At 63.5% G+C, this 25,563-nt stretch carries 21 protein-coding genes; 12 read left to right on the top strand and 9 right to left on the bottom strand.

Annotation, left to right across the window (positions count from 1 at the left end; translation table 11 throughout):
- Positions 1-254 precede the first annotated feature (254 nt).
- The 3 genes from PIN31009_RS04480 (at position 255) to PIN31009_RS04470 (ending at position 3,342) form a co-directional block, all read left to right on the top strand.
- On the top strand, positions 255-1,214 hold the full coding sequence (locus PIN31009_RS04480; protein ID WP_087689561.1) for an MBL fold metallo-hydrolase: 960 nt from the start codon (positions 255-257) through the stop codon (positions 1,212-1,214).
- Positions 1,215-1,311: 97 nt separating this feature from the next.
- Positions 1,312-3,072 carry an FAD-dependent oxidoreductase gene (locus tag PIN31009_RS04475; protein ID WP_150789437.1) on the top strand — a complete coding sequence of 587 codons (1,761 nt, stop codon included), beginning with the start codon at positions 1,312-1,314 and terminating at the stop codon, positions 3,070-3,072.
- 57 nt (positions 3,073-3,129) lie between these two features.
- On the top strand, positions 3,130-3,342 hold the full coding sequence (locus tag PIN31009_RS04470) for a DUF2783 domain-containing protein (protein WP_150789436.1): 213 nt from the start codon (positions 3,130-3,132) through the stop codon (positions 3,340-3,342).
- Positions 3,343-3,414: 72 nt separating this feature from the next.
- On the opposite strand, the gene PIN31009_RS04465 is transcribed toward PIN31009_RS04470, so the two are convergent.
- A complete protein-coding gene (locus PIN31009_RS04465) occupies positions 3,415-4,215 on the bottom strand; it encodes an IclR family transcriptional regulator (RefSeq protein WP_150789435.1) in 801 nt (266 codons plus the stop codon).
- 390 nt (positions 4,216-4,605) lie between these two features.
- On the opposite strand from PIN31009_RS04465, the gene PIN31009_RS04460 reads away from it, so the two are divergent.
- The 3 genes from PIN31009_RS04460 (at position 4,606) to pcaF (ending at position 7,260) form a co-directional block, all read left to right on the top strand.
- Positions 4,606-5,283, top strand: a complete 678-nt coding sequence (locus tag PIN31009_RS04460) for a 3-oxoacid CoA-transferase subunit A (protein ID WP_150789434.1) — start codon at positions 4,606-4,608, stop codon at positions 5,281-5,283.
- Between the two features lie 24 nt (positions 5,284-5,307).
- Positions 5,308-5,958 carry a 3-oxoacid CoA-transferase subunit B gene (locus tag PIN31009_RS04455; protein WP_058377321.1) on the top strand — a complete coding sequence of 217 codons (651 nt, stop codon included), beginning with the start codon at positions 5,308-5,310 and terminating at the stop codon, positions 5,956-5,958.
- Positions 5,959-6,057: 99 nt separating this feature from the next.
- Entirely contained in the window at positions 6,058-7,260 is a 1,203-nt protein-coding gene (gene pcaF, locus PIN31009_RS04450) for a 3-oxoadipyl-CoA thiolase (RefSeq protein WP_058377320.1), read from the top strand.
- Between the two features lie 203 nt (positions 7,261-7,463).
- Here the strand turns inward: pcaF and leuA are convergent, their stop codons facing one another.
- Positions 7,464-9,176 (bottom strand): 2-isopropylmalate synthase, encoded by a 1,713-nt coding sequence (leuA, locus tag PIN31009_RS04445; protein ID WP_087689570.1) that lies wholly within the window; start codon positions 9,174-9,176, stop codon positions 7,464-7,466.
- Between the two features lie 517 nt (positions 9,177-9,693).
- Between leuA and PIN31009_RS04440 the strand changes: the two genes are divergently transcribed.
- Positions 9,694-10,908 (top strand): MFS transporter, encoded by a 1,215-nt coding sequence (locus PIN31009_RS04440; protein ID WP_246185524.1) that lies wholly within the window; start codon positions 9,694-9,696, stop codon positions 10,906-10,908.
- 36 nt (positions 10,909-10,944) lie between these two features.
- Here PIN31009_RS04440 and PIN31009_RS04435 read toward each other — a convergent pair whose 3' ends face one another.
- Positions 10,945-11,418: an Lrp/AsnC family transcriptional regulator gene (locus PIN31009_RS04435; RefSeq protein ID WP_150683170.1), complete on the bottom strand. Its 474-nt coding sequence runs from the start codon at positions 11,416-11,418 to the stop codon at positions 10,945-10,947.
- A 331-nt stretch (positions 11,419-11,749) separates the two neighbouring features.
- Here PIN31009_RS04435 and hppD point away from each other — a divergent pair, with 331 nt between their 5' ends.
- The 3 genes from hppD (at position 11,750) to PIN31009_RS04420 (ending at position 15,788) form a co-directional block, all read left to right on the top strand.
- A complete protein-coding gene (gene hppD / locus PIN31009_RS04430) occupies positions 11,750-12,823 on the top strand; it encodes a 4-hydroxyphenylpyruvate dioxygenase (RefSeq protein ID WP_058377317.1) in 1,074 nt (357 codons plus the stop codon).
- A gap of 187 nt (positions 12,824-13,010) precedes the next feature.
- The gene (locus PIN31009_RS04425) at positions 13,011-14,396 is read left to right on the top strand and encodes an amino acid permease (RefSeq protein WP_150789432.1); all 1,386 of its coding nucleotides are present in this window, start codon (positions 13,011-13,013) and stop codon (positions 14,394-14,396) included.
- Positions 14,397-14,588: 192 nt separating this feature from the next.
- On the top strand, positions 14,589-15,788 hold the full coding sequence (locus PIN31009_RS04420; protein ID WP_150789431.1) for an amino acid aminotransferase: 1,200 nt from the start codon (positions 14,589-14,591) through the stop codon (positions 15,786-15,788).
- A 105-nt stretch (positions 15,789-15,893) separates the two neighbouring features.
- Here the strand turns inward: PIN31009_RS04420 and PIN31009_RS04415 are convergent, their stop codons facing one another.
- The gene (locus PIN31009_RS04415; protein ID WP_150789430.1) at positions 15,894-16,715 is read right to left on the bottom strand and encodes an alpha/beta fold hydrolase; all 822 of its coding nucleotides are present in this window, start codon (positions 16,713-16,715) and stop codon (positions 15,894-15,896) included.
- A gap of 339 nt (positions 16,716-17,054) precedes the next feature.
- Here PIN31009_RS04415 and PIN31009_RS04410 point away from each other — a divergent pair, with 339 nt between their 5' ends.
- Positions 17,055-17,774 (top strand): glutathione binding-like protein, encoded by a 720-nt coding sequence (locus PIN31009_RS04410; RefSeq protein ID WP_150789429.1) that lies wholly within the window; start codon positions 17,055-17,057, stop codon positions 17,772-17,774.
- A gap of 158 nt (positions 17,775-17,932) precedes the next feature.
- Here the strand turns inward: PIN31009_RS04410 and PIN31009_RS04405 are convergent, their stop codons facing one another.
- From PIN31009_RS04405 to PIN31009_RS04395, 3 genes are all read right to left on the bottom strand, one after another.
- Positions 17,933-19,138, bottom strand: a complete 1,206-nt coding sequence (locus tag PIN31009_RS04405) for an NAD-dependent formate dehydrogenase (RefSeq protein WP_058377313.1) — start codon at positions 19,136-19,138, stop codon at positions 17,933-17,935.
- Between the two features lie 199 nt (positions 19,139-19,337).
- Positions 19,338-19,844, bottom strand: coding sequence for a GNAT family N-acetyltransferase (locus PIN31009_RS04400; RefSeq protein WP_150789428.1), 507 nt, complete (start codon positions 19,842-19,844; stop codon positions 19,338-19,340).
- Positions 19,841-20,677 (bottom strand): AraC family transcriptional regulator, encoded by an 837-nt coding sequence (locus PIN31009_RS04395; protein WP_150789427.1) that lies wholly within the window; start codon positions 20,675-20,677, stop codon positions 19,841-19,843. Before PIN31009_RS04395 ends, PIN31009_RS04400 begins: the two co-directional genes overlap by 4 nt.
- A 101-nt stretch (positions 20,678-20,778) precedes the next feature.
- On the opposite strand from PIN31009_RS04395, the gene PIN31009_RS04390 reads away from it, so the two are divergent.
- Entirely contained in the window at positions 20,779-21,747 is a 969-nt protein-coding gene (locus PIN31009_RS04390) for a quinone oxidoreductase family protein (RefSeq protein ID WP_150789426.1), read from the top strand.
- Between the two features lie 13 nt (positions 21,748-21,760).
- On the opposite strand, the gene PIN31009_RS04385 is transcribed toward PIN31009_RS04390, so the two are convergent.
- The gene (locus tag PIN31009_RS04385; RefSeq protein WP_150789425.1) at positions 21,761-22,684 is read right to left on the bottom strand and encodes a LysR family transcriptional regulator; all 924 of its coding nucleotides are present in this window, start codon (positions 22,682-22,684) and stop codon (positions 21,761-21,763) included.
- A 175-nt stretch (positions 22,685-22,859) separates the two neighbouring features.
- Positions 22,860-25,391, bottom strand: coding sequence for a penicillin-binding protein 1A (locus PIN31009_RS04380; RefSeq protein ID WP_425495465.1), 2,532 nt, complete (start codon positions 25,389-25,391; stop codon positions 22,860-22,862).
- Positions 25,392-25,563 lie beyond the last annotated feature (172 nt).

Below are 25,563 nucleotides of genomic sequence, written 5' to 3'. Positions count from 1 at the left end.
ATTCTAAACAAGTCGCCGCAGCATGCCCGGAAACGCGCGTCTCAGGGTTCTCCCGGATGTTTCGAACGGTCCGTGGCAGCTTGTCGCAACATTAGCAAATAACAACTATATTTGTCATTGACAAAAATTCAGCCCATTTCGTAAGATGGCTGCACCCTGACGCCGATCGGCCGACAGAGCATGCTTTCATGACGTGCAAACTGCCACCCGTCGTCGGTTCATCCCCACAGACAAAGACACGAGAGAGAGACAGCATGGCTAAAGCATTTGCCTCGCAAGCCGACCTGGAAGCGAAAAAGGTCACCTTCACCCAACTGTCGGAACACGCTTGGGCCTACACGGCGGAAGGCGATCCGAACTCGGGCGTCATCATCGGCGACGACGGCGTGATGATCGTCGACACGACGGCCACGCCGGCCATGGCGCAAGACCTGATCGCCAAGATCCGCACGGTCACCGACAAGCCGATCAAGTACGTGGTGCTCTCGCACTATCACGCCGTGCGCGTGCTGGGCGCGTCGGCTTACTTCGAAGAAGGCGCGCAGCAGATCATCGCGAGCCGCGGCACGTTTGAGATGATTCAGGAGCGCGGCGAAGCCGACATGAAGTCGGAGATTGAACGCTTTCCGCGTCTGTTCGCCGGTGTCGAGACGGTGCCGGGCCTGACGTGGCCGACGCTCGTGTTCGAGAAGGAAATGACGCTGTTCCTCGGCAAGCTCGAAGTGAAGATTGCGCATCTGGGCTCGGGCCATACGAAGGGCGACACGGTCGTGTGGCTGCCGTCGGACAAGGTGCTGTTCTCGGGCGATCTGGTCGAGTACGACGCCGCCTGCTACACCGGCGACGCACAACTCGCCGAGTGGCCCGCCACGCTCGACGCGCTGGCTGCACTCGGTGCCGAGAAGCTCGTCCCGGGCCGTGGCCCGGCGCTCACCACGCCTGCTGAAGTCGCCAAGGGCCTCGCCTATACGAAGGACTTCGTGACGACGCTGTTCGAAGCCGGCAAGAAAGCCGTCGAACAAAAGCTCGATCTGAAGGGCGCGATGGCACTCACGCGCAGCCAGATGGACCCGAAGTTCGGACACGTGTTCATCTACGAACACTGCCTGCCGTTCGACGTGACGCGCGCCTTCGATGAAGCCAGCGGCATCACGCACCCGCGCATCTGGACGGCACAGCGCGACAAGGAAATGTGGGCCGCACTGCAAGACTGAGCCCACTGACCCAGTAGCAAATCAAAAGTAGAAACGATGCCCGCCCGCGCGACGCTGACATGGCGCGCGGGTGAGGCACCGGCGACGGAGACATTGCATGAGCAGCATCGATTACCAGCGCCTCACGTTCACGTACCAGCCGTGTGCCGAACAGTCGGCTCACGCGGGTGATGCGAGTGACACGAATAACGTCGGCCGAACCGCCCCCGCACCGCACCCGGTCATCGTCGTTGGCGCAGGCCCGGTCGGGCTCGCGACCGCCATCGATCTCGCCCATCAGGGTGTGCACGTGATCGTGCTCGACGACGACTGCACGCTCTCCACCGGCTCGCGTGCCATCTGCTTCGCCAAGCGCACGCTCGACATCTTCGACCGGCTGGGCTGCGGCGATCGCATGGTGCAAAAAGGCGTTTGCTGGAATGTCGGCCGTGTGTTCCTGCGCGATCAGGAGGTCTACAACTTCGATCTGCTGCCGGACGCCGGACACCATCGTCCCGCGTTCATCAACTTGCAGCAGTACTACGTCGAAGGCTATCTGTTCGAGCGCGCCAGCGAGCTGCCGAACATCGAAATCCGCTGGAAGAACAAGGTCTCGGGGCTCGTGCAGCACGGCACGCCCGGCGCGGCCGATGCGAGCGTGACGCTCACGGTCGACACGCCCGATGGCGCGTATCAAACCACGGCGCGCTATGTGGTCGCGGCCGACGGTTCACGCAGCCCGGTGCGCAAGCTGATCGGTGTGGACAGCCACGGCCGCACGTTCAAGGATCGCTTTCTGATCGCTGACGTGAAGATGACGGCTAACTTCCCGGCAGAGCGCTGGTTCTGGTTCGATCCGCCCTTCCATCCGAATCAGTCGGTGTTGCTGCACCGTCAGCCGGACGATGTCTGGCGTATCGATTTCCAATTGGGCTGGGATGCCGATCCCGAAGCGGAGAAGACGCCCGAGCGCGTGATTCCGCGCGTGCAGGCCCTGCTTGGCCCCGACGCCAAATTCACGCTGGAGTGGGTGAGCGTCTACACGTTCTCCTGTCTGCGCATGGACAGCTTCCGCCACGGCAATGTGCTCTTCGCAGGCGACTCGGCGCACGGCGTGTCGCCGTTCGGGGCACGCGGTGCGAACAGCGGCGTACAGGATGCCGAGAATCTCGCGTGGAAACTGGCCATGGTGTTGGATAACCGCGCGCCCGATACGTTGCTCGATACCTATGCCCGCGAGCGTGAGTTTGCCGCGGACGAAAACATTCTCAACTCGACGCGCGCCACCGACTTCATCACGCCCAAGAGCCCTGTGTCGCGCGTGTTTCGGGACGCTGTGCTGACGCTGGCACGCGATCACGCGTTCGCCCGACAACTGGTGAACAGCGGCCGCTTGTCGGTGCCTGCGGTGTTGCACGACTCCACGCTGAACACCGCCGATCGCGACACCTTCGTCGGGCGCATGGTGCCGGGGGCGACGTGTCTCGACGCGCCCCTCTCGCGCAACGCACAGGACGGCTGGCTGCTGCCGCGTCTGGGCGGACGTTTTGTCGCGCTGGTGTTCGGCTCGCCCGCCTCGCTGGATGCCACAGCACTGGCTGCGCTGCAAGCGATGGCGAATGACCGCGTGCCTGTCATGCCGGTATTCGTCACGAACGACGCGACGCAAGCGCAAGGTGACGAGAACGTTTGGCACGACGCGCAAGGGCTCGCGGCGCAGCGTTACGACGCCACGCCCGGCACGGTCTATCTGGTGCGCCCGGATCAACACGTCTGTGCACGCTGGCGCACCCTCGATGCTGCTGCGATTGCGCAAGCGCGAGACCGAGCACTCGGACGCCCTTCGCCAGCATTGGCGACGATGGCATGCGCGGCATGAGCCGGCGCTGAGACTGCTCTCAACAACACACACGAATTCAGCCGGGAGGAGACACCCATGGCACTCGATACACAACCGCGCCTGACGCGCCCCGACGATTTCTACGAAGCGCTTATCGACATGCATCGCGATCTCGACGACGCGCAGAGTCAGGCCGCCAACGCGCAACTGATTCTGCTGCTCGCCAATCAGATCGGCGATCACGAGACGCTGCTCTCAGCCATGCAGTTGGCGCGCGCCGGGGCGTTGGGCGGGGCCGCGCGCACTTGATCGGTACGCTGTAAAAATGACAACGGGGCGTTCGCATAGCGACGCCCCGTTTGTTTTTCAGCGCTGATTGGCTTACACGACCACCATCTGCGAAATCTTCTGTGCCGCCTGTTGCAGCGGTGCCAGAAACTTCGTCTCCATCTCTGCCGCCGACGTCCGGTTCGCCTGACCGCTCACGTTCAGCGCGGCGATGACTTGTCCGGCCCGGTTGCGAATCGGCGCGGCAATCGAGATCAATCCTTCTTCAAGCTCCTGATCGACCACGGCCCAGCCTTGTGCCCGCACTTGCAGGATGCGTTCGCGCAGCGCGTCCACGTCCGTCAGCGTGCGGCGCGTGTGTTGACGAATATCGGCACGGCGCAATGCGGCGTCGAGCTCGTCGTCGGGAAGTGCGGACAACATCACGCGCCCCATCGACGTACACCACGCGGGCAGGCGGCTGCCGATCGACAGGTTGATCGACATCACCTTGCGCACGGGCACGCGCAGCACATAGACGATGTCGTCGCCGTCGAGCACCGATGCCGAGCTGCTCTCCTGCACCTGCTGCACCAGCGCTTCCATGAACGGCTCCGCCAGATTCCATAGCGGCATCGACGTCAGATACGAGAAGCCCAGATCGAGAATACGCGGCGTCAGGCGGAACAACCGGCCTTCGCTGCGCACGTAACCGAGCGCTTCGAGCGTCAGCAAAATGCGCCGGGCGCCCGCGCGGGTCAGGCCGGACGCCTGCGCCACTTCGGACAGCGTCTGGGCCGGCCGCGCCGCATTGAACGCCTTGACCACCGCAAGCCCGCGCGCAAACGACTGCACATAAGAGTCGCCCGGCTTCTTCTCGGTCGGATCGCGGGAGTCGTTCGGCACAGGTGTCATTGGGTAGCTATCGGCAGGTCTGGCGGGTTGCAGGGCGGTTTGTTGGGTGACTTCTTTTCAAGCACGAGTGAACGGACCACCGGACATTCCGGCGGTGCACCACGATCGCGCAGACGGCAAGCGTAATGGATTTGCGCCAGCGGTTCCACCGTGCGGGACACACAGTCTCACCGAATGCGTCTGGCACCTCCCCTGTCTTGACGCCCGACATCGGAAAGCTTACGCTGTTCTTATAGCGAATATTTGTTCGCTATAAGAACATTGTGAACCAGACGATGCCGCCGGACAAGACGTCATCGCCACGAGACAACCGCACCGGACGGCGCGCAGGCTCTGGCTAGTCAGCCCGAGACCGCAGGTTCGTTCGACGGAACTGCCCAGGAGGCACGTGTGATCAACAAGATTTACGAATCGCTCGTCAGCGCGGTCGCCGACGTCCACGACGGCGCCACGATCATGATTGGCGGCTTTGGCAACGCCGGTATGCCCTCGGCGCTCATCGACGCCCTGATCGAACAAGGCGCGCGCGATCTGACCATCGTCAACAACAACGCCGGTAACGGCGAGACCGGTCTCGCGGCGCTGCTCAAGGCCGGGCGCGTGCGCAAGATCATCTGCTCGTTCCCCCGTCAGACCGACTCGCAAGTATTCGACGCCCTCTATCGCGCCGGCAAGATCGAGCTGGAACTGGTGCCGCAAGGCAATCTGGCCGAACGCATTCGCGCTGCCGGTGCAGGCATCGGTGGCTTCTTCACGCCGACCGGCTACGGCACGCTGCTCGCCGAAGGCAAGGAAACCCGCGTGATCGACGGCAAGCCGTACGTGCTCGAATCGCCGATTCACGCCGATTTCGCGTTGATCAAAGCGCTCAAGGGCGACCGCTGGGGCAATCTCGTGTATCGCAAGACCGCCCGTAACTTCGGCCCCATTATGGCGACCGCTGCGAAGTGCGCCATCGTTCAGGTCAGCGAAGTCGTCGGACTGGGCGAGCTCGATCCGGAAGCCGTGGTCACGCCCGGCATCTTCGTACAACGTATCGTCGCGGTGCCCGGCACCGCGAGCGCCTGACGTCCCCTATTCCGGAGCTACGACATGAACCGACTGACCCGCGACCAGATGGCCGCCCGCGTCGCCCAGGATATTCCCGACGGCGCCTATGTGAACCTCGGTATCGGCCTGCCCACGGCAGTGGCCAATCACCTGCCGGCCGAGAAAGAAATCATTCTGCAAAGCGAAAACGGCGTGATCGGGATGGGCCCGGCCCCCGCCAAGGGCGAAGAAGATGAAGACCTCATCAACGCCGGCAAGCAGCCCGTCACGCTCAAGCCGGGCGGTGCGTATTTCCACCACGCCGACTCGTTCGCGATGATGCGCGGCGGCCACCTCGACTTCTGCGTGCTGGGTGCGTTCCAAGTCTCGAAGACCGGCGATCTCGCCAACTGGCACACGGGCGCGCCCGACGCCATCCCTGCGGTGGGTGGCGCGATGGATCTCGCGACCGGCGCCAAGCAGGTGTTCGTGATGATGGAACATCAGACCAAGCAAGGCGAAAGCAAGATCGTCGACGCGTGCACGTATCCGCTGACGGGCGTGGGCTGCGTGACGCGCATCTACACGGACCTCGCGGTCATCGACGTGACGCCCGAAGGACTGCGCGTGCGCGATATGGTCGAAGGGCTGACGTTCGACGAGTTGCAACGTCTGAGCGGCGTGACACTACTGCCCTCGCCGGCCGTTGCCTGACATCTGCATTGCTTGCCATCGCCGGGAAATTCCCGGCGATTTGCATTGTTCGACATGCATTGAGTGAATTCGAAATCCCCCATTCGGTGAGGTAGACAAATGAGTGAAGTCTTTATCTGCGACGCGATCCGCACCCCTATCGGCCGCTACGGCGGCGCATTGTCGTCGGTGCGTGCCGACGATCTCGGTGCAATTCCGATCAAGGCGCTGATGGCGCGCAACGGCAACGTCGACTGGACGCTGGTTGACGATGTGATCTACGGCTGCGCCAATCAGGCGGGCGAAGACAACCGCAACGTGGCCCGCATGTCGGCGCTGCTCGCCGGGCTGCCGCAAGACGTGCCGGGCGGCACCGTCAACCGCCTGTGCGGTTCGGGCATGGATGCCATCGGCACCGCCGCGCGCGCCATCAAGGCAGGCGAAGCCGGTCTGATGATCGCCGGTGGCGTGGAAAGCATGAGCCGTGCGCCGTTCGTGATGGGCAAGGCTGCCAGTGCGTTTTCACGTCAGGCGGAGATTTACGACACGACCATCGGCTGGCGTTTCGTCAATCCGTTGATGAAGGCGCAATACGGCGTGGATTCGATGCCCGAGACGGGCGAGAACGTGGCGACGGAATTCGGCATCAGCCGCGAAGATCAGGATCGCTTCGCGGTGCGCTCGCAAGAGAAAGCGGCGCGTGCGCAGGCGAACGGCACGCTGGCGGAAGAAATTACACCGGTGTCGATCGCTCAGAAGAAGGGGGAAGCCATTGTGGTGGACCGCGACGAACATCCGCGTGCCACCAGCATGGAAGCGCTTGCCAGACTTAAGGGCGTGGTACGCCCTGATGGGACCGTGACCGCCGGTAACGCTTCTGGCGTCAACGACGGCGCCTGCGCGCTGCTGTTAGCAGACGAGGCGAGCGCGGCGCGCTTTGGCCTGACGCCGCGCGCCCGGATTCTGGGCATGGCGACGGCAGGGGTAGCACCGCGCATCATGGGCATCGGTCCGGCGCCCGCAACGATCAAACTGTTGGCGCGGCTCGGCATGTCGCTCGATCAGTTCGATGTGATCGAACTCAACGAAGCGTTTGCGAGCCAAGGCCTGGCCGTGCTGCGTCAGCTGGGTGTCGCTGACGACGACCTGCGCGTCAATCCGAACGGCGGCGCAATCGCGCTGGGCCATCCGCTCGGCATGAGCGGCGCACGTCTGGTGACGACGGCGATGTATCAGCTAAAGCGTTCAGGTGGCCGCTTTGCGCTGTGTACGATGTGCATTGGGGTCGGCCAAGGCATCGCTATCGCCATCGAAGCGATCTGACCGGGCAGAGCCTGTTCCCCCTGCCCTGTCACACCGCTTGATTTCTGTGGCCGGGGCGGTCGCACGACACTGGGTAAGTGTCGTCGCGCCGCACCGGTGTCCCGCTCGCACGATCAGCGCTCGGCGGTACACGTCTGCCTCAAATTCCCTGCTGGACTACGTGTCTCCTCAGTTCCTGCCTGAGTTTTCTGTTTGCAACAGCCTCAGACGGCCTTGGCGACATCGCGCATCACAGCGTCGAAGAAAGTGGCCTTCGCATCGGCTTCACTGCGGTCGTAAGCGCGGTTGATGCCGCTGATAACCGCACGGATCGAGGCCGTCGTGAGATTCGCATCGATGCCTACGCCGAACGCGCTGCCGACAATCGTTTCGCCCGCCATTTCAGCAATCGCGATAGCACGGGCATCGGCACCTTGCGTCAGCGCGCGCTCTTCGTAGTGCTGCACACGCACCGGCGTACGCATCGCGTTCATCAGTGCGTCGAGCGGACCGTTGCCGGCACCCGACACCGTCGTGCGTTGACCGTGGATGTCGATGGTCACAGCGATCTGCTGACGGCCGTCGCGCTCCGAGAGCGTGTGACCGACATAAGCCACCGGTTCGGCCGCTTCCACATATTCCTTCTGGAACAATTGCCAGATCTGCGCTGCCGTGACTTCGGCACCGGTCTCGTCGGTGTAACGCTGCACGGCCGAGCTGAAGTCGACTTGCAGGCGGCGCGGCATCTGCACCCCGTACGACTGTTCGAGCAGGAAGGCAATGCCGCCCTTGCCCGACTGACTGTTCACGCGAATGATCGAGTCGTAAGTGCGGCCCAGATCGCTCGGATCGATCGGCATGTACGGCACTTCCCAGAAGGTGTCCGGCTTTTGTGCGGCGAAGCCCTTCTTGATGGCGTCCTGATGCGAGCCCGAGAACGCGGTGAACACGAGATCGCCCACGTACGGGTGGCGCGGATGCACCGGCAATTGCGTGCATTCTTCCGACGTGCGGGCGACTTCGTTGATGTTCGAGAAGTCGAGGCCCGGGTCCACGCCTTGCGTGTAGAGATTCAACGCGAGCGTGACGAGATCGACGTTACCGGTGCGCTCGCCGTTACCGAACAGGCACCCTTCGATACGATCGGCACCGGCCATCACGGCCAACTCGGCGGCAGCCACTGCCGTGCCACGGTCGTTGTGCGGGTGCACCGAGAGAATCAGCGAATCGCGATGCTTGAGGTTGCGGTGCATCCACTCGATCTGGTCGGCGTAGTAGTTCGGCGTGCCGATTTCAACAGTGGCGGGCAGGTTGACGATGCACTTGTGGTCCGGCGTCGGCTGCCATACATCGAAGACGGCGTCGCATACCTCTTTGGCGAAGTCGAGTTCGGTGCCCGTGAACGTTTCGGGGCTGTATTGCAGGGTCCAGCGGGTATCGGGGGCCGCGTCCGCGCAACGCTTGATGGTCTTGGCGGCTGCGACGGCCAGCGCTTTCACGCCCGGCTGATCGAGGTTGAAGACGATGCGGCGGAATTCCGGGGCCGTGGCGTTGTACAAGTGAACGATGGCGCGCGGTGCGCCCTTGAGGGCGGCGAAGGTGCGCTCGATGAGATCGTCACGGGCCTGCGTGAGCACTTCGATGGTGACGTCGTCGGGGATGTGACCGCCTTCGATCAATTCACGCACGAAGTTGAAATCGGTCTCGGAGGCGGACGGGAACGCGACTTCGATTTCCTTGAAACCGATCGCGACCAGCATCTTGAACATGCGCATCTTGCGCTGCGCGTCCATCGGCTCGAACAAGGCCTGATTGCCGTCGCGCAGGTCGGTGCTCATCCAGATCGGTGCACGCGTGATGGTGCGGCTCGGCCACTGTCGGTCCGGAATGTTGACCGGAGTGAAGGCGCGGTATTTGGTAGCGGGGTTGTTCAACATGGCGTGTCTCGATTGTCGGAAAAAGTGGCAACCGGACGACGCTTGAGCGCAAAAAAGCTACGACCTCCGGTTGGATGAACCGGGGCTCAGATCGGCGTAACTGGGGAAAATCAGCGGTGCTTCAGAGAAAATTCAGACGATGCACGCGCGCAGCAACGGACCAAGCCCGGTGGAGCGGGCTAGTAGTCGTAGCGAGAGGGAGAATTGCGCGGTGATCATGTGCTGCATAAGATCACAGATATTCCCGGGCTGTCAACTATCGTGTGTCGCCTCGCGATAATCTCCCGGCGGCCACGTCGGCCGCCACCCGGTTGCCGCTTTGCGTCGATTCCGATAATGTTCCGGCGATGGGATAACCGAAGCCTAGCCTCGAAACCCGACGGATCGATACGCTCAACCGTCGCGCCAATCCCGGTGTCGCACGGTGCGTGTCATGACATCGGAGTCTTCATTGGCCTCCCCCACTTCATCGACGTCATCGGCGTCACCAACGTCACCAACGACGGCACTCGCGCCCATGGCGGCAACGCCGCATAGCGCCGCCAAAGTCTGGCTGCTCGCGCTCACGGTCTTTCTCGTGGGCATCGACGAAAACATCTGCATCGGCATCTTGCCCGCGATCTCGCAAGGGCTCGGTGTCTCGATGGCCTCGGCCGGCCAACTCACCACCATCTTTTCTGCGGTCTTCGCGCTGTGGGCGTTCACGATGGCCGCGTGGCTCTCCCGGCATGCCCGGCGCCCCGCGCTGATCGTCGCGCTGCTGGTCTTCACGCTCAGCAACCTCGCCGCCGCAGCCGCCCCGGGCTACACCGCGCTATTCGTGGCGCGCATGGCCATGGCCGCGAGTTGCGCCACCATCGTGCTGCTCTGCTCGCGGCTGGCCACCGAAATCACGCCGCCCGAGTTTCACGGGCGCGCCGTGGGGATCATCTTCATGGGCATCAGCGGGTCGCTGGTGCTCGGCGTTCCGCTCGGCATGACGCTCGAACACTGGGCGGGATGGCGTGCCGTGTTCGCCGTGATCGGTCTGGTCAGCGCGCCGCTCATGCTCATGCTCGTGCTCTGGCGCGCGTTGCCGCTCACGCAGCCCGCGACTGCGCTGACGCTGCGAGCGTATGTAAAAGCGCTGGCGCAGCCTCGCCTACTCGCCGCGCAAGGCGTATCGATTGCCATGCTTGGCGGGCACTTCACGCTGTTCGCGTATCTCGCACCGTATCTTCAGAAAACCCTCGCGCCGTCGCCCGATGGCCTGAGTCTGCTGTTCGTCGCGTTCGGGGTGGCAGGCGTAGCCGGTGCATGGCTCGGCGGGCTGGGCTCGGACCGGGCAGGCGCCTCGCGTGCGTTGCTCGGATGCCCGCTGCTGTTTCTCGTCGCGATGGCCGGTGTGCCGCTGGCCGCGATGCTGGGCGCCGGGAGCGGTGGCATGGGTGTCACCGGTATCGATAACGCGTGGCACGTGGCGATCTTCGTCGTCGCGATGATGGTCTGGGGCTGTCTGTCGTGGTCGATTTCGCCCGTAGTGCAGAACTTCCTGATTCGCAGCGCGCCGCAGCAAGCCGATGCCAACGTCGGCGTGAACGTGGCAGCCATGCACGTCGGCGTGGCGCTCGGGGCGGGCGCAGGCGGTGCGCTTGTCGATGCGAACGCGTTGATGCTCACCCCGTGGGCCGGATGCGCGCTCGTCGTGGTGGCCGTGGCGCTCGCGGCGTTCGCCGTGCGGGCGCGGAGATAGCGACAGCGATAGCGAGGTCAGGGGTCCTTCAGTGCCTCAGGACGCCAGCGGCACCGCCGACGTACACTTGATTTCATCGAGGCAAACGCTCGACTTGACGGCGCTCACGCCCGGAATCCGCATCAGCGTATCGAGCAGAAAATCGGACAAGCCCTTCAGGTCGCGCGCCACCACCTTGAGCACGTAATCGATATCGCCGGTCACGGAAAAGCACTCCTGTATCTGCGCCAGCTCCGCGACCAGTCCCTTGAAGTTCGACAGGTCACGAATATGCCCGCGCTCCATCGTCACGTGGACAAACGCCACGACGCTGAAACCCAGTCGCTGCGCATCGAGCCGCGTGTCGTATCCCTTGATCACCCCCAACTCTTCGAGGCGGCGATGGCGGCGCAATGTCTGCGCCGGCGACAGCTTGATGGCCTCGGCCAGTTCCAGATTCGAAATCCGTCCGTGCGACTGCAAAACCGCCAGCAGCCGGACGTCGATCCGATCGATCTCGATGTTATGCACTTTCCTCTCCTTCAACCCATCAATTTAGAAATATTAATGCATAACATAGGGTTTCCCTGTGCCTTTTACGAAATCCTATTTTGCGTTGACGCACTTACACTGGGCCCCTCAAATCGATGCAGTGCACGCACGATGGCTGGCACTACGCAGGTTTCGGGAATTAAAACGGCAGGGGACAAAATCCCGACCGGGCGGTCAGCGATTCACAATTTTATTGCGTAAATTGCGAAGCGGGACCGGCTCGAGAAATCCGTCTTCCGAAGTCAGGCGCACAACCACCGGGCCGTGCACGCGTCCAACGAAACATCCACCTCACAAAGCCGAGACGATCATGGCCGACCTGTTTGACAACCCGATGCAATTGATGGGCTTCGAATTCGTGGAATTCGCGTCGCCCACCCCGAACCTGCTTGAGCCGATCTTCGAGCAGATGGGCTTCACGCTCGTGGCCCGCCATCGTTCGAAAGACGTGGTGCTCTATCGTCAGGGCGAGGTCAACTTCATCGTCAACCGCGAGCCGAACAGCCCCGCGGCCTACTTCGCCGCCGAGCATGGCCCGAGCGCCTGCGGCATGGCCTTCCGCGTGAAAGATTCGCATCAGGCCTACGCCCGCGCGCTGGAACTCGGCGCCCAGCCGGTCGAGATCGCCACCGGCCCGATGGAACTGCGTCTGCCGGCCATCAAGGGCATCGGCGGCGCGCCGCTGTACCTGATCGACCGCTTCGAAGAAGGCAAGTCGATTTATGACATCGACTTCGAATTCATCGAAGGCGTCGATCGTCACCCGGTCGGCCACGGCCTGCGCCTGATCGATCACCTGACGCACAACGTCTATCGCGGCCGCATGTCCTTCTGGGCCAACTTCTACGAGAAGCTGTTCAACTTCCGCGAAATTCGTTACTTCGATATCTCGGGCGAGTACACCGGTCTGGCGTCGAAGGCGATGACCGCACCCGATGGTAAAATCCGCATTCCCCTGAACGAAGAATCCGCCAAGGGCAGCGGCCAGATCGAGGAATTCCTGATGGCCTTCAACGGTGAAGGCATTCAGCACATTGCATTCCTGACCGACGACCTGATTCAGGTCATCGACAATCTGCAAATGGCCGGCGTACCGCTCATGACGGCACCGAACGACTTCTACTATCAGGCGCTGGAAACGCGTCTGCCGGGTCACGGCCAGCCGGTCGGTGAGCTGAAGTCGCGCGGCATTCTGCTCGACGGCACGACCGAAGGCGGCAAGCCGCGTCTGCTGCTCCAGATTTTCTCGAAGACCCTGCTGGGTCCGGTGTTCTTCGAGTTCATTCAGCGTCGGGGCGACGACGGCTTCGGCGAAGGCAACTTCAAGGCGCTGTTCGAATCGCTCGAACGCGACCAGATCGCGCGCGGCACGCTCAAGGTCTGAGTCCAGGGGAGACAACCGGCGCCCCGTGCGCCGGGATGACGGTCACCTCTCGGGGGGTGACCACCAAGAACACGGCGACGGTGTCATAAGCACCGCGCCGTGGCGGCTCAACGCTTCCGGTCCGTTCCTACCGAACGGAGACAGAGAGGCGCGCCGCATGGCATCGAAGGTAGGGTAAGGAACAGACATGTCCGCCAATGCAGCACAAGAAGGCTCGCTCCACCGCGGCCTGAAGAATCGTCACATTCAATTGATCGCCCTCGGTGGCGCGATCGGCACCGGCCTCTTTCTCGGCATCGCCCAAACCATCAAAACCGCTGGACCCTCCGTACTGCTTGGCTACGCCATTGCCGGTATCGTCGCGTTCTTCATCATGCGGCAGCTCGGTGAAATGGTTGTCGACGAGCCCGTCGCCGGCTCGTTCAGTTACTTCGCCAACAAGTATTGCGGCCAGTTCGCGGGCTTCGTCTCCGGCTGGAACTACTGGGTGTTGTACATCCTCGTGTCGATGGCCGAACTCTCGGCCGTAGGCATTTACGTGCAGTACTGGTGGCCGGCGATCCCCACGTGGGTCTCGGCACTCGTGTGCTTCTGCATCATCAATGCCATCAACCTGTCGAGCGTGAAGTCGTACGGCGAGATGGAGTTCTGGTTCGCCATCATCAAGGTCGCCGCCATCGTCGGCATGATCGGGTTTGGCGGCTATCTGCTCTTCTCGGGCAATGCCGGCCCCGACGCCAGCGTGGCCAACCTCTGGCAACACGGCGGGTTCTTCCCGAACGGTGTGTCCGGCCTTGTCATGGCGATGGCGGTGATCATGTTCTCGTTCGGCGGGCTCGAACTGGTGGGCATTACGGCGGCCGAGGCCGACGATCCGTCGCGCACCATTCCGCGTGCGACCAATCAGGTGATCTACCGCATTCTGATTTTCTACGTCGGCGCCCTCGGCGTGCTGCTCTCACTGTATCCGTGGGAGAAGGTCGTCTCCGGCGGCAGCCCGTTCGTGCTGATCTTCCATGAACTGAACAGCAACTTCGTCGCCAACGTGCTCAACGCCGTGGTGCTGACCGCCGCCCTCTCCGTCTATAACAGCGGCGTGTATTGCAACAGCCGCATGCTCTACGGTCTGGCCGGTCAGGGCAATGCGCCGCGCGCGCTGCTCAAGGTCAACGCCCGTGGCATTCCGCTCGCCGCGCTCGGTGTCTCGGCTGCCGCGACCGCGCTGTGCGTGGTGATCAACTACTTCATGCCCGGCAAAGCGTTCGAACTGCTGATGGGTCTGGTCGTCTCGGCCCTCATCATCAACTGGGCCATGATCAGCGTGATCCATCTGGTGTTCCGCCGGGCCAAGGCGCGTGCCGGTGAAACCACGGTCTTCAAGAGCCTGTGGTACCCGTTCACGAACTACCTGTGCCTCGTCTTCCTCGCTGGCATTCTGGTCGTGATGTACCTGATCCCGGACCTGCGCATCTCGGTCTATCTGATCCCGGTCTGGCTGGTCGTGCTCACGCTCGGCTACCGCCTGCGCCAGAAGCGCGCGGCCGCCGGCGTACCGGCTGCGGCGGCCCGCTGACGCGAAGCGTCACCCACGCAAACGAAAGCCCACCCCGCGCGCACGCCGCGCGGGGCATGTCCCGGACCCCGGACACACACGGGGGCACCGCACTAGCGGTATCATCGACGTTTGCGCTCGCGCGCCGGCCTGTTTCCCGTATTACCGAATCTCTCTCGCTCTCTCGTTATCTCCGTTATTCCAGGACCTGCCATGTTCGAACATATCGATGCCTATCCCGGTGACCCGATCCTCTCGCTCAACGAGAATTTTGCGAAGGATCCGCGTACCGACAAGGTCAACCTGAGCATCGGCATCTATTACGACGACGATGGCCGTCTGCCGGTCATGCAAGCGGTGCGTCAGGCCGAAGCCCTGCTGCTGGCCGAAGTGGGTCCGAAGCCGTATCTGCCGATGGCAGGCTTCGCCAACTATCGCGACGCCGTGCAGGCCCTCGTGTTCGGCGACGACTCGCTGGCCCGCACCGAAGGCCGCATCGCCACGGTGCAGACGCTCGGCGGCTCGGGCGCGCTGAAAGTCGGTGCTGACTTCATCAAGCGTTATTTCCCGGGCGCACAGGTCTGGGTAAGCGATCCCACGTGGGACAACCACCGCTTCATCTTCGAGCGCGCCGGTTTCACCGTGAATACGTACCCGTATTACGACGAAGCCACGGGCGGCCTGCAATTCGAAGCGATGGTCGACGCCATCGACAAGCTGCCGGCACGCAGCGTCGTGCTGCTGCACGCCTGCTGCCACAACCCGACCGGTGTCGATCTGAACGACGCGCAGTGGGTGCAGGTGATCGAGGTGCTCAAGAAGCGCGAACTGCTGCCCTTCGTCGACATGGCCTATCAGGGCTTCGGCTCGGGTCTGGACGCCGATGCCTTCGTGATTCGCGAACTGGCCCGTCAAGGCGTGCCGGCCTTCGTCGCCAATTCGTTCTCGAAGAACTTCTCGCTGTACGGCGAGCGTTGCGGTGGCCTGTCGGTGATCTGCGAATCGGGCGAAGCGGCCGAGCGCGTGCTGGGTCAACTGACGAGCGCCGTGCGTTCGAACTACAGCAACCCGCCGACGCATGGCGCGAAGATCGTTGCCAAGGTGCTGAGCACGCCGGAACTGCGCAAGTCGTGGGAAGACGAACTCACGCAGATGTGCCAGCGCATCACGCGCATGCGCGGCGCGATCCATGAAGGTCTGCGCGGCCACGTGCCGGACAACATGCTCTCGCGTTATCTGGAACAACGCGGCATGTTCACGTACACGGGCCTGTCGGCGGCGCAAGTCGACGTGCTGCGCGACGAACACGGCGTGTATCTGATTCGCTCGGGCCGTATGTGTGTCGCCGGTCTGAACGAGAAGAACGTCGGCGTCGTGGCCGAGAGCATCGCCAAAGTGCTGAACAACGCGTAATCACGCGTCAGCGCTTTACCGCTGCGAACGACTGCGGCAAACACAAAGGGACGGCAACCGCCGTCCCTTTGTCGTTTCACGCCAGCTCAAATCGCCCGGCGTCGACTACTTCCGCAGAAATTCCAGCAGGTCCGCGTTGACCTTCTCGGCCTCCACCGTGCACATGCCGTGCGCACCGCCCGGGTAGATCTTCAGCGTGGCGTCCTTGATGATCTTCGCGCTCAGCCTGCCCGCGTCGTCGATCGGCACGATCTGATCGTCGTCGCCATGCAGGATGAGCGTCGGCACGTCGATCTTCTTCAGATCGTCGGTGTAGTCCACTTCCGAGAATTCCTTCACGCACAGGTATTGGCCCAGATGCGAGCCCCACATGCCCTGTAGCCAGAACGCATCGATGACGCCCTGCGACTTCTTGGCATTCGGCCGGTTGTAACCGTAAAACGGCACCGCCAGATCCTGATAGAACTGCGAGCGATTGGCGGCCACATTGGCGCGAATCTCGTCGAACACGCCGATCGGCAACCCGTTCGGATTCTTGTCGGACTTGACCATGATGGGCGGCACAGCGCCGATGAGCACCGCCTGTGCGGCACGGCGCGTGCCATGACGGCCGAGATAGTGCGCCACTTCGCCCCCGCCCGTCGAATGGCCGACGAACGTGGCTTCCTTCAGATCGAGCGAATCGACCAGCGCCGCCAGATCGTCGGCGTAGGTGTCCATGTCGTTGCCGGTGCCGGGCTGATCCGAGCGCCCGTGGCCGCGGCGATCATGGGCGATGACACGATAGCCGTGCTGCACGAGGAACAGCATCTGTGCATCCCAGGCGTCGGCACAAAGCGGCCAGCCGTGCGAGAAAACGACCGGGCGGCCTTTGCCCCAGTCCTTGTAGTAGATCGTGGTGCCATCTTTCGTCTTGAATGTGCTCATGGTTCGGTCCTTGCGCGAATGCCGTGAAGAACGACAGAGAGAACAACAAAGAGACGACGACGTGCGTGCCGTTCGCCGGTCAGCCCCCATGCACCTGCGGGGCGAGATTTCTCGAAAATGCAGGCTTTCCATTTAAGTCGCCATCGGCCGCACATTCAAGCTGAAATTTCTTGTCGGCCGGATGCGCGTTCTTCACGGAACTGCCGTATGTCTGTCACATCCGGCGGAGCCTGCTTTCCCCTGCGCCGCCGTCTGCAAGCCTTTTCACTTGGCGTTATATTGGCTGTCCCGCGGTGAAATCCGCCGCCCATCCAGCACGCCTTCGAACGCCTCGATCCCATGACCGACCAGTCCGCCGATTTGTCCCAGTTTCCGATCACCCGCAAGTGGCCCGCCGCACACCCCGAGCGTCTGCAACTGTATTCGTTGCCCACACCCAACGGCGTGAAGGTCTCGATCATGCTCGAAGAGATCGGCCTGCCCTACGAGGTGCATCTGGTCAGCTTCCAGACCGACGATCAGCTCACGCCCGAGTTTCTCTCGCTGAACCCGAACAACAAGATTCCCGCGATCCTCGATCCGAACGGCCCCGACGGCAAGCCGCTGCCGCTGTTCGAGTCGGGGGCCATCCTCTGGTATCTGGCCGAGAAGACCGGCAAGCTGCTGCCCGCCGATCCGGCTGCGCGCTACGAAACGCTGCAATGGCTGATGTTCCAGATGGGCGGCATCGGTCCGATGTTCGGGCAGGTGGGTTTCTTCCATAAGTTCGCGGGCAAGGACTTCGAAGACAAGCGCCCGCGCGATCGCTACGTGAACGAAGCCAAGCGTCTGCTCGCCGTGCTCGACACGCATCTGGCCAATCGCACGTGGATTCTCGGCGACGAGTACACGATTGCCGATATCGCCACGTTCCCGTGGATTCGCAATCTGGTCGGCTTCTACGAGGCCGGCGATCTGGTCGAATTTGCGCAGTTCAAGAACGTGAAGCGCGTGCTCGATGCCTTCGTTGCGCGTCCGGCCGTGGTGCGCGGACTCGATATTCCGAAGCGCCCCGCCTGAGCTGATTCGGCGAAAAAAAGGCCGGTACATCGCGAAGATGGCCGGCCTTGGAACGAGACTGAGCTCGAGGAGATACTGCCACCGCCGGACGTCGACCGACGACCCGGCGGGTACTACGGAACAGCGGAACAGCAGGAACTACAGGAAGCGATGAAGGATTACGCCGACTTCTTGAAGCGAGCCGCCTCTTCCGAGCCGCCCGTGGCGTTGCCTGCGCTGTACGAGTGCGCACCGACACCGGCGAGCTTGCCGCCCTGCACGATCAGGTACTCGTTGCGGATCGGACGGTTCTCGAAATAGCACTCCAGAATTTCACGCGTGCCTGCGGCGTAGCGCGTTTGTGCCGACAGGCTCGTGCCCGAGATGTGCGGCGTCATGCCGTGGTGCGGCATGTGGCGCCACGGGTGATCGGCCGGGGCCGGTTGCGGGAACCACACGTCGCCACCGTAGCCGGCGAGTTGGCCGCTTTCCAGTGCGGCAGCCACCGCGTCGCGGTCGCACAGCTTGCCGCGTGCGGTGTTGATCAGGTACGCGCCACGCTTGAAATGCTTCAGGCTGTCGGCGTTGATCATGTGTTCCGTTTCCGGATGCAGCGGGCAGTTCAGCGTCACGACATCGCATGCCTTTGCGAGGCTTTCCAGACTCGTGTGGTGCGTGAGGTTCAGTTCCTTCTCGACCGATTCCGGCAGACGGTGACGGTCGAGATAGTGCAGATGCGTGCCGAACGGCTTCATCAGGCGCAGCACGCGCAGACCGATGCGGCCAGCGGCCACCGTCCCCACGTGCATGCCTTCCAGATCGTACGAACGCTCGACGCAATCGGCGATGTTCCAGCCGCCCTTGAGCACCCACTGATACGACGGGAGATAGTTACGCACGAGTGCGAGCGTGGTCATCAGCACGTGCTCGGCAACGCTGTTGCTGTTGCAGTAGGTCACTTCCGCGACCGTGATGCCGTGTTCCATCGCGGCTTGCAGATCGGTGTGGTCCGAGCCGATGCCGGCCGTCACGATCATCTTGAGTTTCTTGGCGCGCTTGATGCGCTCGGCGGTCATGTACGCGGGCCAGAACGGCTGCGAAATCACGATTTCCGCATCGGCCAGCTCACGGTCGAGCACGCTGTTGTCGCCGTCTTTGCTCGACGTCACCACCAGTTGGTGACCGTTCGATTCGAGATACTTGCGCAGGCCCAGTTCGCCCGACACGCTACCGAGCAGAGCGCCCGGCTGGAAGTCGATGCCCTTGGGCGTCGGCAGGGTCTGACCGTCCGGATAGCACTCGATCTTCGGCAGATCGTCGCGGGCGTAGGTCTTGGGATATCCGGTGACGGGATCGTCATACAGTACACACACAATCTTGGCCATGATGTCTCGCTCCTGAGGTTGTTGTCTGCTTAGGCGACGTAACCAACGTAGGGTGTCGTCGCTGCATTGAGGCCAATGATCGGTGCAGGACGCATCGATGGAAAATCGTTCCGACCGATCGGTTGATCGGTCCGGCCTATCAAACTCAGGGGAAATCGCGGGAACTGGCGAGCGCGGCTATCTTGCGGCCGTCATGGGGTCACGATGTGGCGTTGAACGCGTCGTGATAGCGCACGGTGCCCGATGGCGTCGAACCGTCGAACGACACCGTCTGGAAATACTCGGGCGGCACGTCAGGCAGGATCATTCCGGAGTTGGCAGCAAAGCCGAAGCGCCCGTAGTACAGCGGGTCGCCAAGCACGACGCAACCGGCCGCGCCGAGTTGCCGCAATGCGTCGAGCGCCGCGTGCATCAGCCGGCTGCCGATGCCTTGACCTTGCCGGTCAGGTGCCACTGAAATCGGCCCCAGACCGTACCAGCGCGGGCTGCCGTCGGAGATCGTCACCGGCGACACGGCCACATGCCCCACGATGACGCCGTCTTCTTGCGCAACCAGCGAGACCGACAACTGCTGCGCACGACGCAGCGCGTTGACGATGAACTGCTCGGTGTGATCGGTGTGCGGCGCGTCGAGAAACGCTGCCGTCGTCAGTGCTTCGACGGCTGCCGCGTCGGCGGGCGTTTCGTTGCGAATATGAAGTGTCATGGGCTGGATTGTAGACGCTCGTCGCTCGCATATCGCCCCGGCGTCGTGCCCATCGCGCGGCGGAACATGTCGATGAATGCGCTGACATTCTCGTAGCCGAGATCGAGGGCGATGGCCGTGACGGACACGCCCGCTGCGAGTTGTTCGAGCGCGCGCAGCAAACGCGCCTGCTGGCGCCACTGCGCGAACGTCATGCCCGTCTGCGTCATGAAATGCCGGCTCAGCGTGCGCGGCGCTACGCCAGCCCACGCCGCCCATTCCTCCAGCCGCCGGGCATCCGACAGGTCGGCCGCCAGCGCATCGGTGATACGCACGAGTCGCGGGTCTTCCGGCAGCGGCAGCCCGAGCGAAGCCGGTGGTGCCGCTTTCACCTCGTCGACGATCACTTCGGCAATACGGGTCTGCGCAGCGTCGAGCCCATCGCTCGCTGGCGTGCCGGACCATGTCGCCGCACGCCGTACCGCTTCACGCAGCAGCGCAGACGTGCGGATGGCACGCGGCGCTGGCGGCAATTCACCGCAGCGCGCCTCCTGAATGAAGACGCTCCATCCCGAGAACGGCCCGTAGGAGCGCACCGAGTGCACATAGTGCGGCGGAATCCAGATCGCATGGATCGCAGGGACGACCCACTGGTGCTTGTCGAGCCCCACCGAGACCAGACCGGTCAGCGCGCCCATCAGTTGCCCGTGCGCGTGCCGATGCGGCGACTTCTCGCGCGCCTCCGGCTGCGTCAATTCCCCGGCCGCCAGAAATGGCGCGGCGGGCGAGGTCAGCAAATCCGGGCGAACGATGGGGATGGGGGCGGGCTTAGGGGCAGGTATAGACGCAGGCATGGCCGAAACTCCGTATCGAATGACATTTATACCGGAGTCGGGTCGCATTCGCACGCCTAGACTGAGGCCGTTATCCCCATCGTCACCGTGAAGGAACTGCCATGAAAGCCGCTGTCGTCAAAGAAACCGGTCACCCGCCCGTCTATGCGGATTTCGGTTCGCCGCAGGCGCTGCCCGATCATCACCTGATCGACGTCAGCGCCGCCGCCTTGAGCCGGGTCACGCGCTCGCGCGCTGCCGGGGCGCATTACTCGTCGTCGGGCGACTATCCGTTCGTGGCTGGCGTCGACGGCACGGGGCGTCTCGAAGACGGCCGCCGCGTGTACTTTTTCGGGCCGACCGCGCCTTACGGTGCGATGGCCGAACGCAGCCTTGCGCGCGCGTCGCAATGCATTGTGCTGCCCGACGATCTGCACGACGTGACCGCAGCGGCCATCGCCATTCCCGGCATGTCGTCGTGGGCCGCGCTCACCGAGCGGGCGAAGTTCGTCGCGGGCGAGACGGTGCTCATCAACGGCGCGACCGGCGCGTCGGGTCAGTTGGCGGTGCGTATCGCGAGGCATCTCGGTGCGGAAAAAATCATCGCGACGGGGCGTAATCCGATCTCGTTGGCTGCGCTCAAACAGGCCGGTGCCGACGTCACGATTTCACTGATTCAGGACGACGATGGCTTGAGCCATGCGTTCGCACCGCATTTCGCAGAAGGCGTGGATGTCGTGCTCGATTACTTGTGGGGGGCCAGCGCGCGGGCGTTGTTGATCGCCGCCGCCAAACACTCGCCGGAAGGGCAGCCGGTCCGCTTCGTGCAGATTGGGTCGGTCGGCGGCAGCGACATCGTGTTGCCGGGTGCCGTATTGCGCGCGAGCGCGATCACGTTGATGGGCAGTGGTATCGGCAGCGTGCCGTTGCCACGGCTGCTGCACGCCGTGAAGGAAGTGCTGCATGCCGCACTACCCGCCGGATTGCGCATTCCCACGGCGACGATTCCGTTGGCCGAACTGGGTCAGCATTGGGCGCAGGTCGATAGCCCCCTGCGCACCGTCTTCACACTCGACGCGTCAGTTGACTGACGTCGCCGTATTCCTATGCCAGCGCCGGCGCAGGCAACAACGCATCGAGCCGCGATTGCAGATCCACCGACCGGAACGCGGTAATGGCCGCGTCCAACAACGGCGGACGCGGTTGACGCTCACGCAGAATCAAACCGATTTCGCGATGCAGCGCAGGCTGCAACGGCACCGCATGCAACTCGTCGCGCATCTCTGCCAGACACAACACACTGTGCGGCACGATGCTGTACAACCCGGCGCAACGCACATGGGCATAGAGCGCCATCAGCGAGTCCGTCTCGACACGCGGCGACGCGGATGTCCCCGCGCGTGCCAACGCCGCATCGATGCCCTGACGGCACTGCATGTTGCTGGTGAGCAGGCAGAGCGGCAGCTTCGCGGCTTCGTGCCAAGAGAGGGCCGTCTTGCCCGCCAGCGCCGTCTCATCGCGCGCGATCAGCACGTAGCGTTCGCGAAACAGCGGAATGGTCTCGAACTCGCGCAACCGCGGATCGTCGAGATAGCTGAGGCCGACATCGAGATCGAGTTCGGCAAGCTGACGCAGCGCCTGCGTTGCCGATAGTGTGTAGACCTCATGGCGCATGCCGGGGAAGTCGCGCAGGCACGCATCGGTGAGCAGCGGCACGAGCGGCAACGCGGTGGGAATAGCACCGATGCGCAGGCAACCCGCCACCTCGCGACGGCTTGCACTGGCCTCCTGCCGCAACCCCTCACAGTCGGCCAGCACCTGACGCGCCCAAGCCAGCACGCGCTCGCCTTCGGGAGTGAAACCTTCGAAGCGGCGACCACGCCGCACGATGGGCAGGCCGAATTCCTCTTCAATGCTGCGGATCGCGCCCGACAACGTGGGCTGCGACACGTTGCACAACTCGGCCGCACGGCGGAAATGCTGCGCCTGCGACAGCGCGACGAGATAACTCAACTGCCGGATAAACATGGCTGACGTCCTCCCCCGATGTGGCCGGGGAGGGTCGTTTCATCCCCGTTATATCGTCATGAATATAGCGCATGCCATGACGTGGCAGTCATGAGAATCTGGCATAACTGTTATGGCAATTTCGGCCGACCGGGCGGCAAGCCCGGTGGCCTAGTCGAGCCCCGTACTGAACCTCTTACTGGGCCGAGGCGGGCGCGGAGCCGGACGGCGTTTGCGGGATGACCGGAACCGACGTCGGCGGCGCAACGCCCGACGCCGCGCCCGGGCCGTCCCACTCGCCCGGTACACCGGGGATCGTCGTGCTGCGCGGTGCGATGGCGGCCGACGCGGCGTCCGGCTGTGCCAGCACCGCTGAGGCCACCGGCACCGGCAGCGGGCCGCTGTCCACGGCCGTGCTGGCCGCGCTGGGTACCGATGGGGAGGGCGCCGGGGCAGGCGCCGCCTGACGCTTCACCGGGGCTTTGGGCTTAGGCTCCGGCGCAGGTTTCTTCGCGAACAACGCCGTCACCCAGTCGCTCGCACGCGTCCACCAGTCGCTGTACCAGTGGTGATTGTCAGGCGCTTCGAAGCGGGCGTTCTGATCGATGAGCTTCGCGCGCAGCGCACGCGAGACCACATCGCCCACGATCGGCAGCGCACTGTGGGCGCCCTGCCCCCAGTAGTCGCTGCGCAAGGTGATGCGACTGTCGTTGAAGCCCACCCACGCCCCGGCCACCAATTGCGGCTGCATGAGGATGAACCAGCCGTCGGCGTTGTCTTGCGTCGTACCGGTCTTGCCCGCCACGTCCGCGCGAATGCCGAAGCGCGTGCGGATGGCGTTGCCGGTGCCACGATTGATCACGCCGCGCATGGTGTCGAGCAGCGTGTAGTCGTCGACTTCAGACAGCGCGCGTTCGGGACGCGCCGGGGAGAACGTGGCCAGCACGTCGCCCTCGCTGTTAGTGATCTCAGTGACCATGGTCGGCTCGCGATATTCGCCACCGTCGGCAATCGTGCCATAGGAGACCACCATCTCCTTGAGCGACACCGGGCTCGTGCCCAACGCCAGCGACGGCACCGGATCGAGCTTGCTTTCACGCACGCCCATTGCGCGGGCCAGCCCGACCACACGCGACGGCCCGACTTCCTGCATCAACTGCGCCGTCACGGTGTTGCGCGATTGCGCGAGCGCGTCGCGCAATGCCATCGGCTTGTTCGTCGGTGCCGTATCGTCGCTCGGCCGCCAGATTTCGCCGCCAGCCAGCGGAATTTCCACCGTCTGATCGACGATGGTGTCTTCCGGCTTCGCGCCCTTGATGAACGCCGCGCCGTACACAAAAGGCTTGAACGTCGAGCCCGGTTGACGACGCGCCTGTTGCACGTGATCGAAAGGATCGATCGTGAAGTCGCGGCTGCCCACCCACGCGCGAATCGACCCCGAGCGCGGGTCGATAGCGAGGAAGCCTGCCTGCACACGCGTCTTGGTCGCGCGCAGGTTCTGCATGAAGGTTTTGTCGGCGAGCAGGCGCTTCATGGCAGCGTCGGGCGCTTCGCCACCGGCCACCGCATTGCGATACTCGGCAGACTCACGCACGAACGACTGCACCAGCGCCGTACTGTCACGCCAGCCGCCGCGTGCCGACCAGTTCGCGTCCGCGATGCCTTGCAGTTGCTTGGCCTGACGCGTCAGCGCCTGCGTGGCCATCGTCTGAAGCCGCGAGTCGATGGTGGTATGCACCACCAGCCCGTCGGAATAGATGTTGTAGTCGTTGCGATCCGCCCAGCCGATCAGCCACTTGCGCAATTGCTGCGCGAAATGCGGCGCCGGGCCCGGCTCTTCCGTCTGACGCTCGAAGTTGATGCGCAGCGGGCGCTTCTGCAATGCCGCCAGTTTCGACGCATCGAGGTCGCCGTACTTCACCATCTGCGCGAGCACGGTGTTGCGACGTTGCAGCGCGCGCTCGGGGTTGATCACCGGGTTGTAATAGCTGTTGCCCTTGAGCATGCCGACGAGCGTGGCCGCTTCGACCACATCCAGCTGGTCGGCCGACTTGTCGAAATAGGTGCGCGCGGCCATCTCGATGCCGTACGCGTTGTACAGGAACGGCACGGTATTCAGATACGTCTCGAGAATCTCGGGCTTGGTGTACAGCGTCTCGATCTTGAGCGCGGTGATGGCTTCCTTGAGCTTGCGTGTCAGCGTGGGCGCGCGGCCGATCGCATCCGGATACAGATTGCGGGCGAGCTGCTGTGTGATGGTGGAGCCGCCCTGCCGGTCGCCCGAGAACGTGTGCAACGCCGCGGACGCCGTGCGCTTCAGATCGATACCGTGGTGTTCATAGAAGCGATGGTCTTCGGTCGACACCAGCGCTTTGATCACGTTGGGCGACACGTCCTTGAGCGCGACCCACTCCCGGTTGGACGGCCGGAACTCGGCAAGCAGCTTGCCGTCGGCGGAGAGCACTTGCGCGGGCTGGTCGACCTTGGCGCGGCGAATGTCGCGGATACCGGGCGTGAACGGGATCAGGATCAGCGTGTAGGCGATGAACAGCGCCGGGACTGCCGCAATGGCGATCAGCACGCCACGGCGCGTGGGGTGGCGCAGGTGGTGCCAAGCGCGGGCAGCGAACGGTTGCAGGCGTTGCAGCAGCGGTTGCAGCAGACGAAGACCATGCCGGCCCGCTTGGGCGATGGCATGCAGCAGCGACGAAATCAGGCGCTTCACGATGGGGGAACGCGTGGCAAAGTCCGCATCCTACCAAAACAGGGAGGCCGGCCGGCGCTGGCGGGCATCGGCAGGCATCGGCGGTGGGCTGACGCCATGGAGGCAGACGGTGCGCTCGTTCATCGCGATGTTGCAGCCGCGCGACTGAGCGCACACGAATGCGCGACAGTTTGTC

This window comes from Pandoraea iniqua, from assembly GCF_902459685.1.
Lineage (GTDB): Bacteria > Pseudomonadota > Gammaproteobacteria > Burkholderiales > Burkholderiaceae > Pandoraea > Pandoraea iniqua.
This window is presented reverse-complemented; position numbering and strand designations above follow the sequence as displayed.

What these genes read in the sequence shown, in the direction of transcription:
- PIN31009_RS04440 (WP_246185524.1), top strand. Translation starts at nt 9,694, where the DNA reads ATGGCGGCAACGCCGCATAGCGCCGCCAAAGTCTGGCTGCTCGCGCTC.
- PIN31009_RS04405 (WP_058377313.1), bottom strand. Translation starts at nt 19,138, where the DNA reads ATGGCCAAGATTGTGTGTGTACTGTATGACGATCCCGTCACCGGATAT.
- PIN31009_RS04465 (WP_150789435.1), bottom strand. Translation starts at nt 4,215, where the DNA reads ATGACACCTGTGCCGAACGACTCCCGCGATCCGACCGAGAAGAAGCCG.
- PIN31009_RS04425 (WP_150789432.1), top strand. Translation starts at nt 13,011, where the DNA reads ATGTCCGCCAATGCAGCACAAGAAGGCTCGCTCCACCGCGGCCTGAAG.
- PIN31009_RS04395 (WP_150789427.1), bottom strand. Translation starts at nt 20,677, where the DNA reads ATGCCTGCGTCTATACCTGCCCCTAAGCCCGCCCCCATCCCCATCGTT.
- pcaF (WP_058377320.1), top strand. Translation starts at nt 6,058, where the DNA reads ATGAGTGAAGTCTTTATCTGCGACGCGATCCGCACCCCTATCGGCCGC.
- PIN31009_RS04475 (WP_150789437.1), top strand. Translation starts at nt 1,312, where the DNA reads ATGAGCAGCATCGATTACCAGCGCCTCACGTTCACGTACCAGCCGTGT.
- PIN31009_RS04420 (WP_150789431.1), top strand. Translation starts at nt 14,589, where the DNA reads ATGTTCGAACATATCGATGCCTATCCCGGTGACCCGATCCTCTCGCTC.
- PIN31009_RS04455 (WP_058377321.1), top strand. Translation starts at nt 5,308, where the DNA reads ATGAACCGACTGACCCGCGACCAGATGGCCGCCCGCGTCGCCCAGGAT.
- PIN31009_RS04415 (WP_150789430.1), bottom strand. Translation starts at nt 16,715, where the DNA reads ATGAGCACATTCAAGACGAAAGATGGCACCACGATCTACTACAAGGAC.
- hppD (WP_058377317.1), top strand. Translation starts at nt 11,750, where the DNA reads ATGGCCGACCTGTTTGACAACCCGATGCAATTGATGGGCTTCGAATTC.
- PIN31009_RS04480 (WP_087689561.1), top strand. Translation starts at nt 255, where the DNA reads ATGGCTAAAGCATTTGCCTCGCAAGCCGACCTGGAAGCGAAAAAGGTC.
- PIN31009_RS04385 (WP_150789425.1), bottom strand. Translation starts at nt 22,684, where the DNA reads ATGTTTATCCGGCAGTTGAGTTATCTCGTCGCGCTGTCGCAGGCGCAG.
- leuA (WP_087689570.1), bottom strand. Translation starts at nt 9,176, where the DNA reads ATGTTGAACAACCCCGCTACCAAATACCGCGCCTTCACTCCGGTCAAC.
- PIN31009_RS04390 (WP_150789426.1), top strand. Translation starts at nt 20,779, where the DNA reads ATGAAAGCCGCTGTCGTCAAAGAAACCGGTCACCCGCCCGTCTATGCG.
- PIN31009_RS04470 (WP_150789436.1), top strand. Translation starts at nt 3,130, where the DNA reads ATGGCACTCGATACACAACCGCGCCTGACGCGCCCCGACGATTTCTAC.
- PIN31009_RS04410 (WP_150789429.1), top strand. Translation starts at nt 17,055, where the DNA reads ATGACCGACCAGTCCGCCGATTTGTCCCAGTTTCCGATCACCCGCAAG.
- PIN31009_RS04400 (WP_150789428.1), bottom strand. Translation starts at nt 19,844, where the DNA reads ATGACACTTCATATTCGCAACGAAACGCCCGCCGACGCGGCAGCCGTC.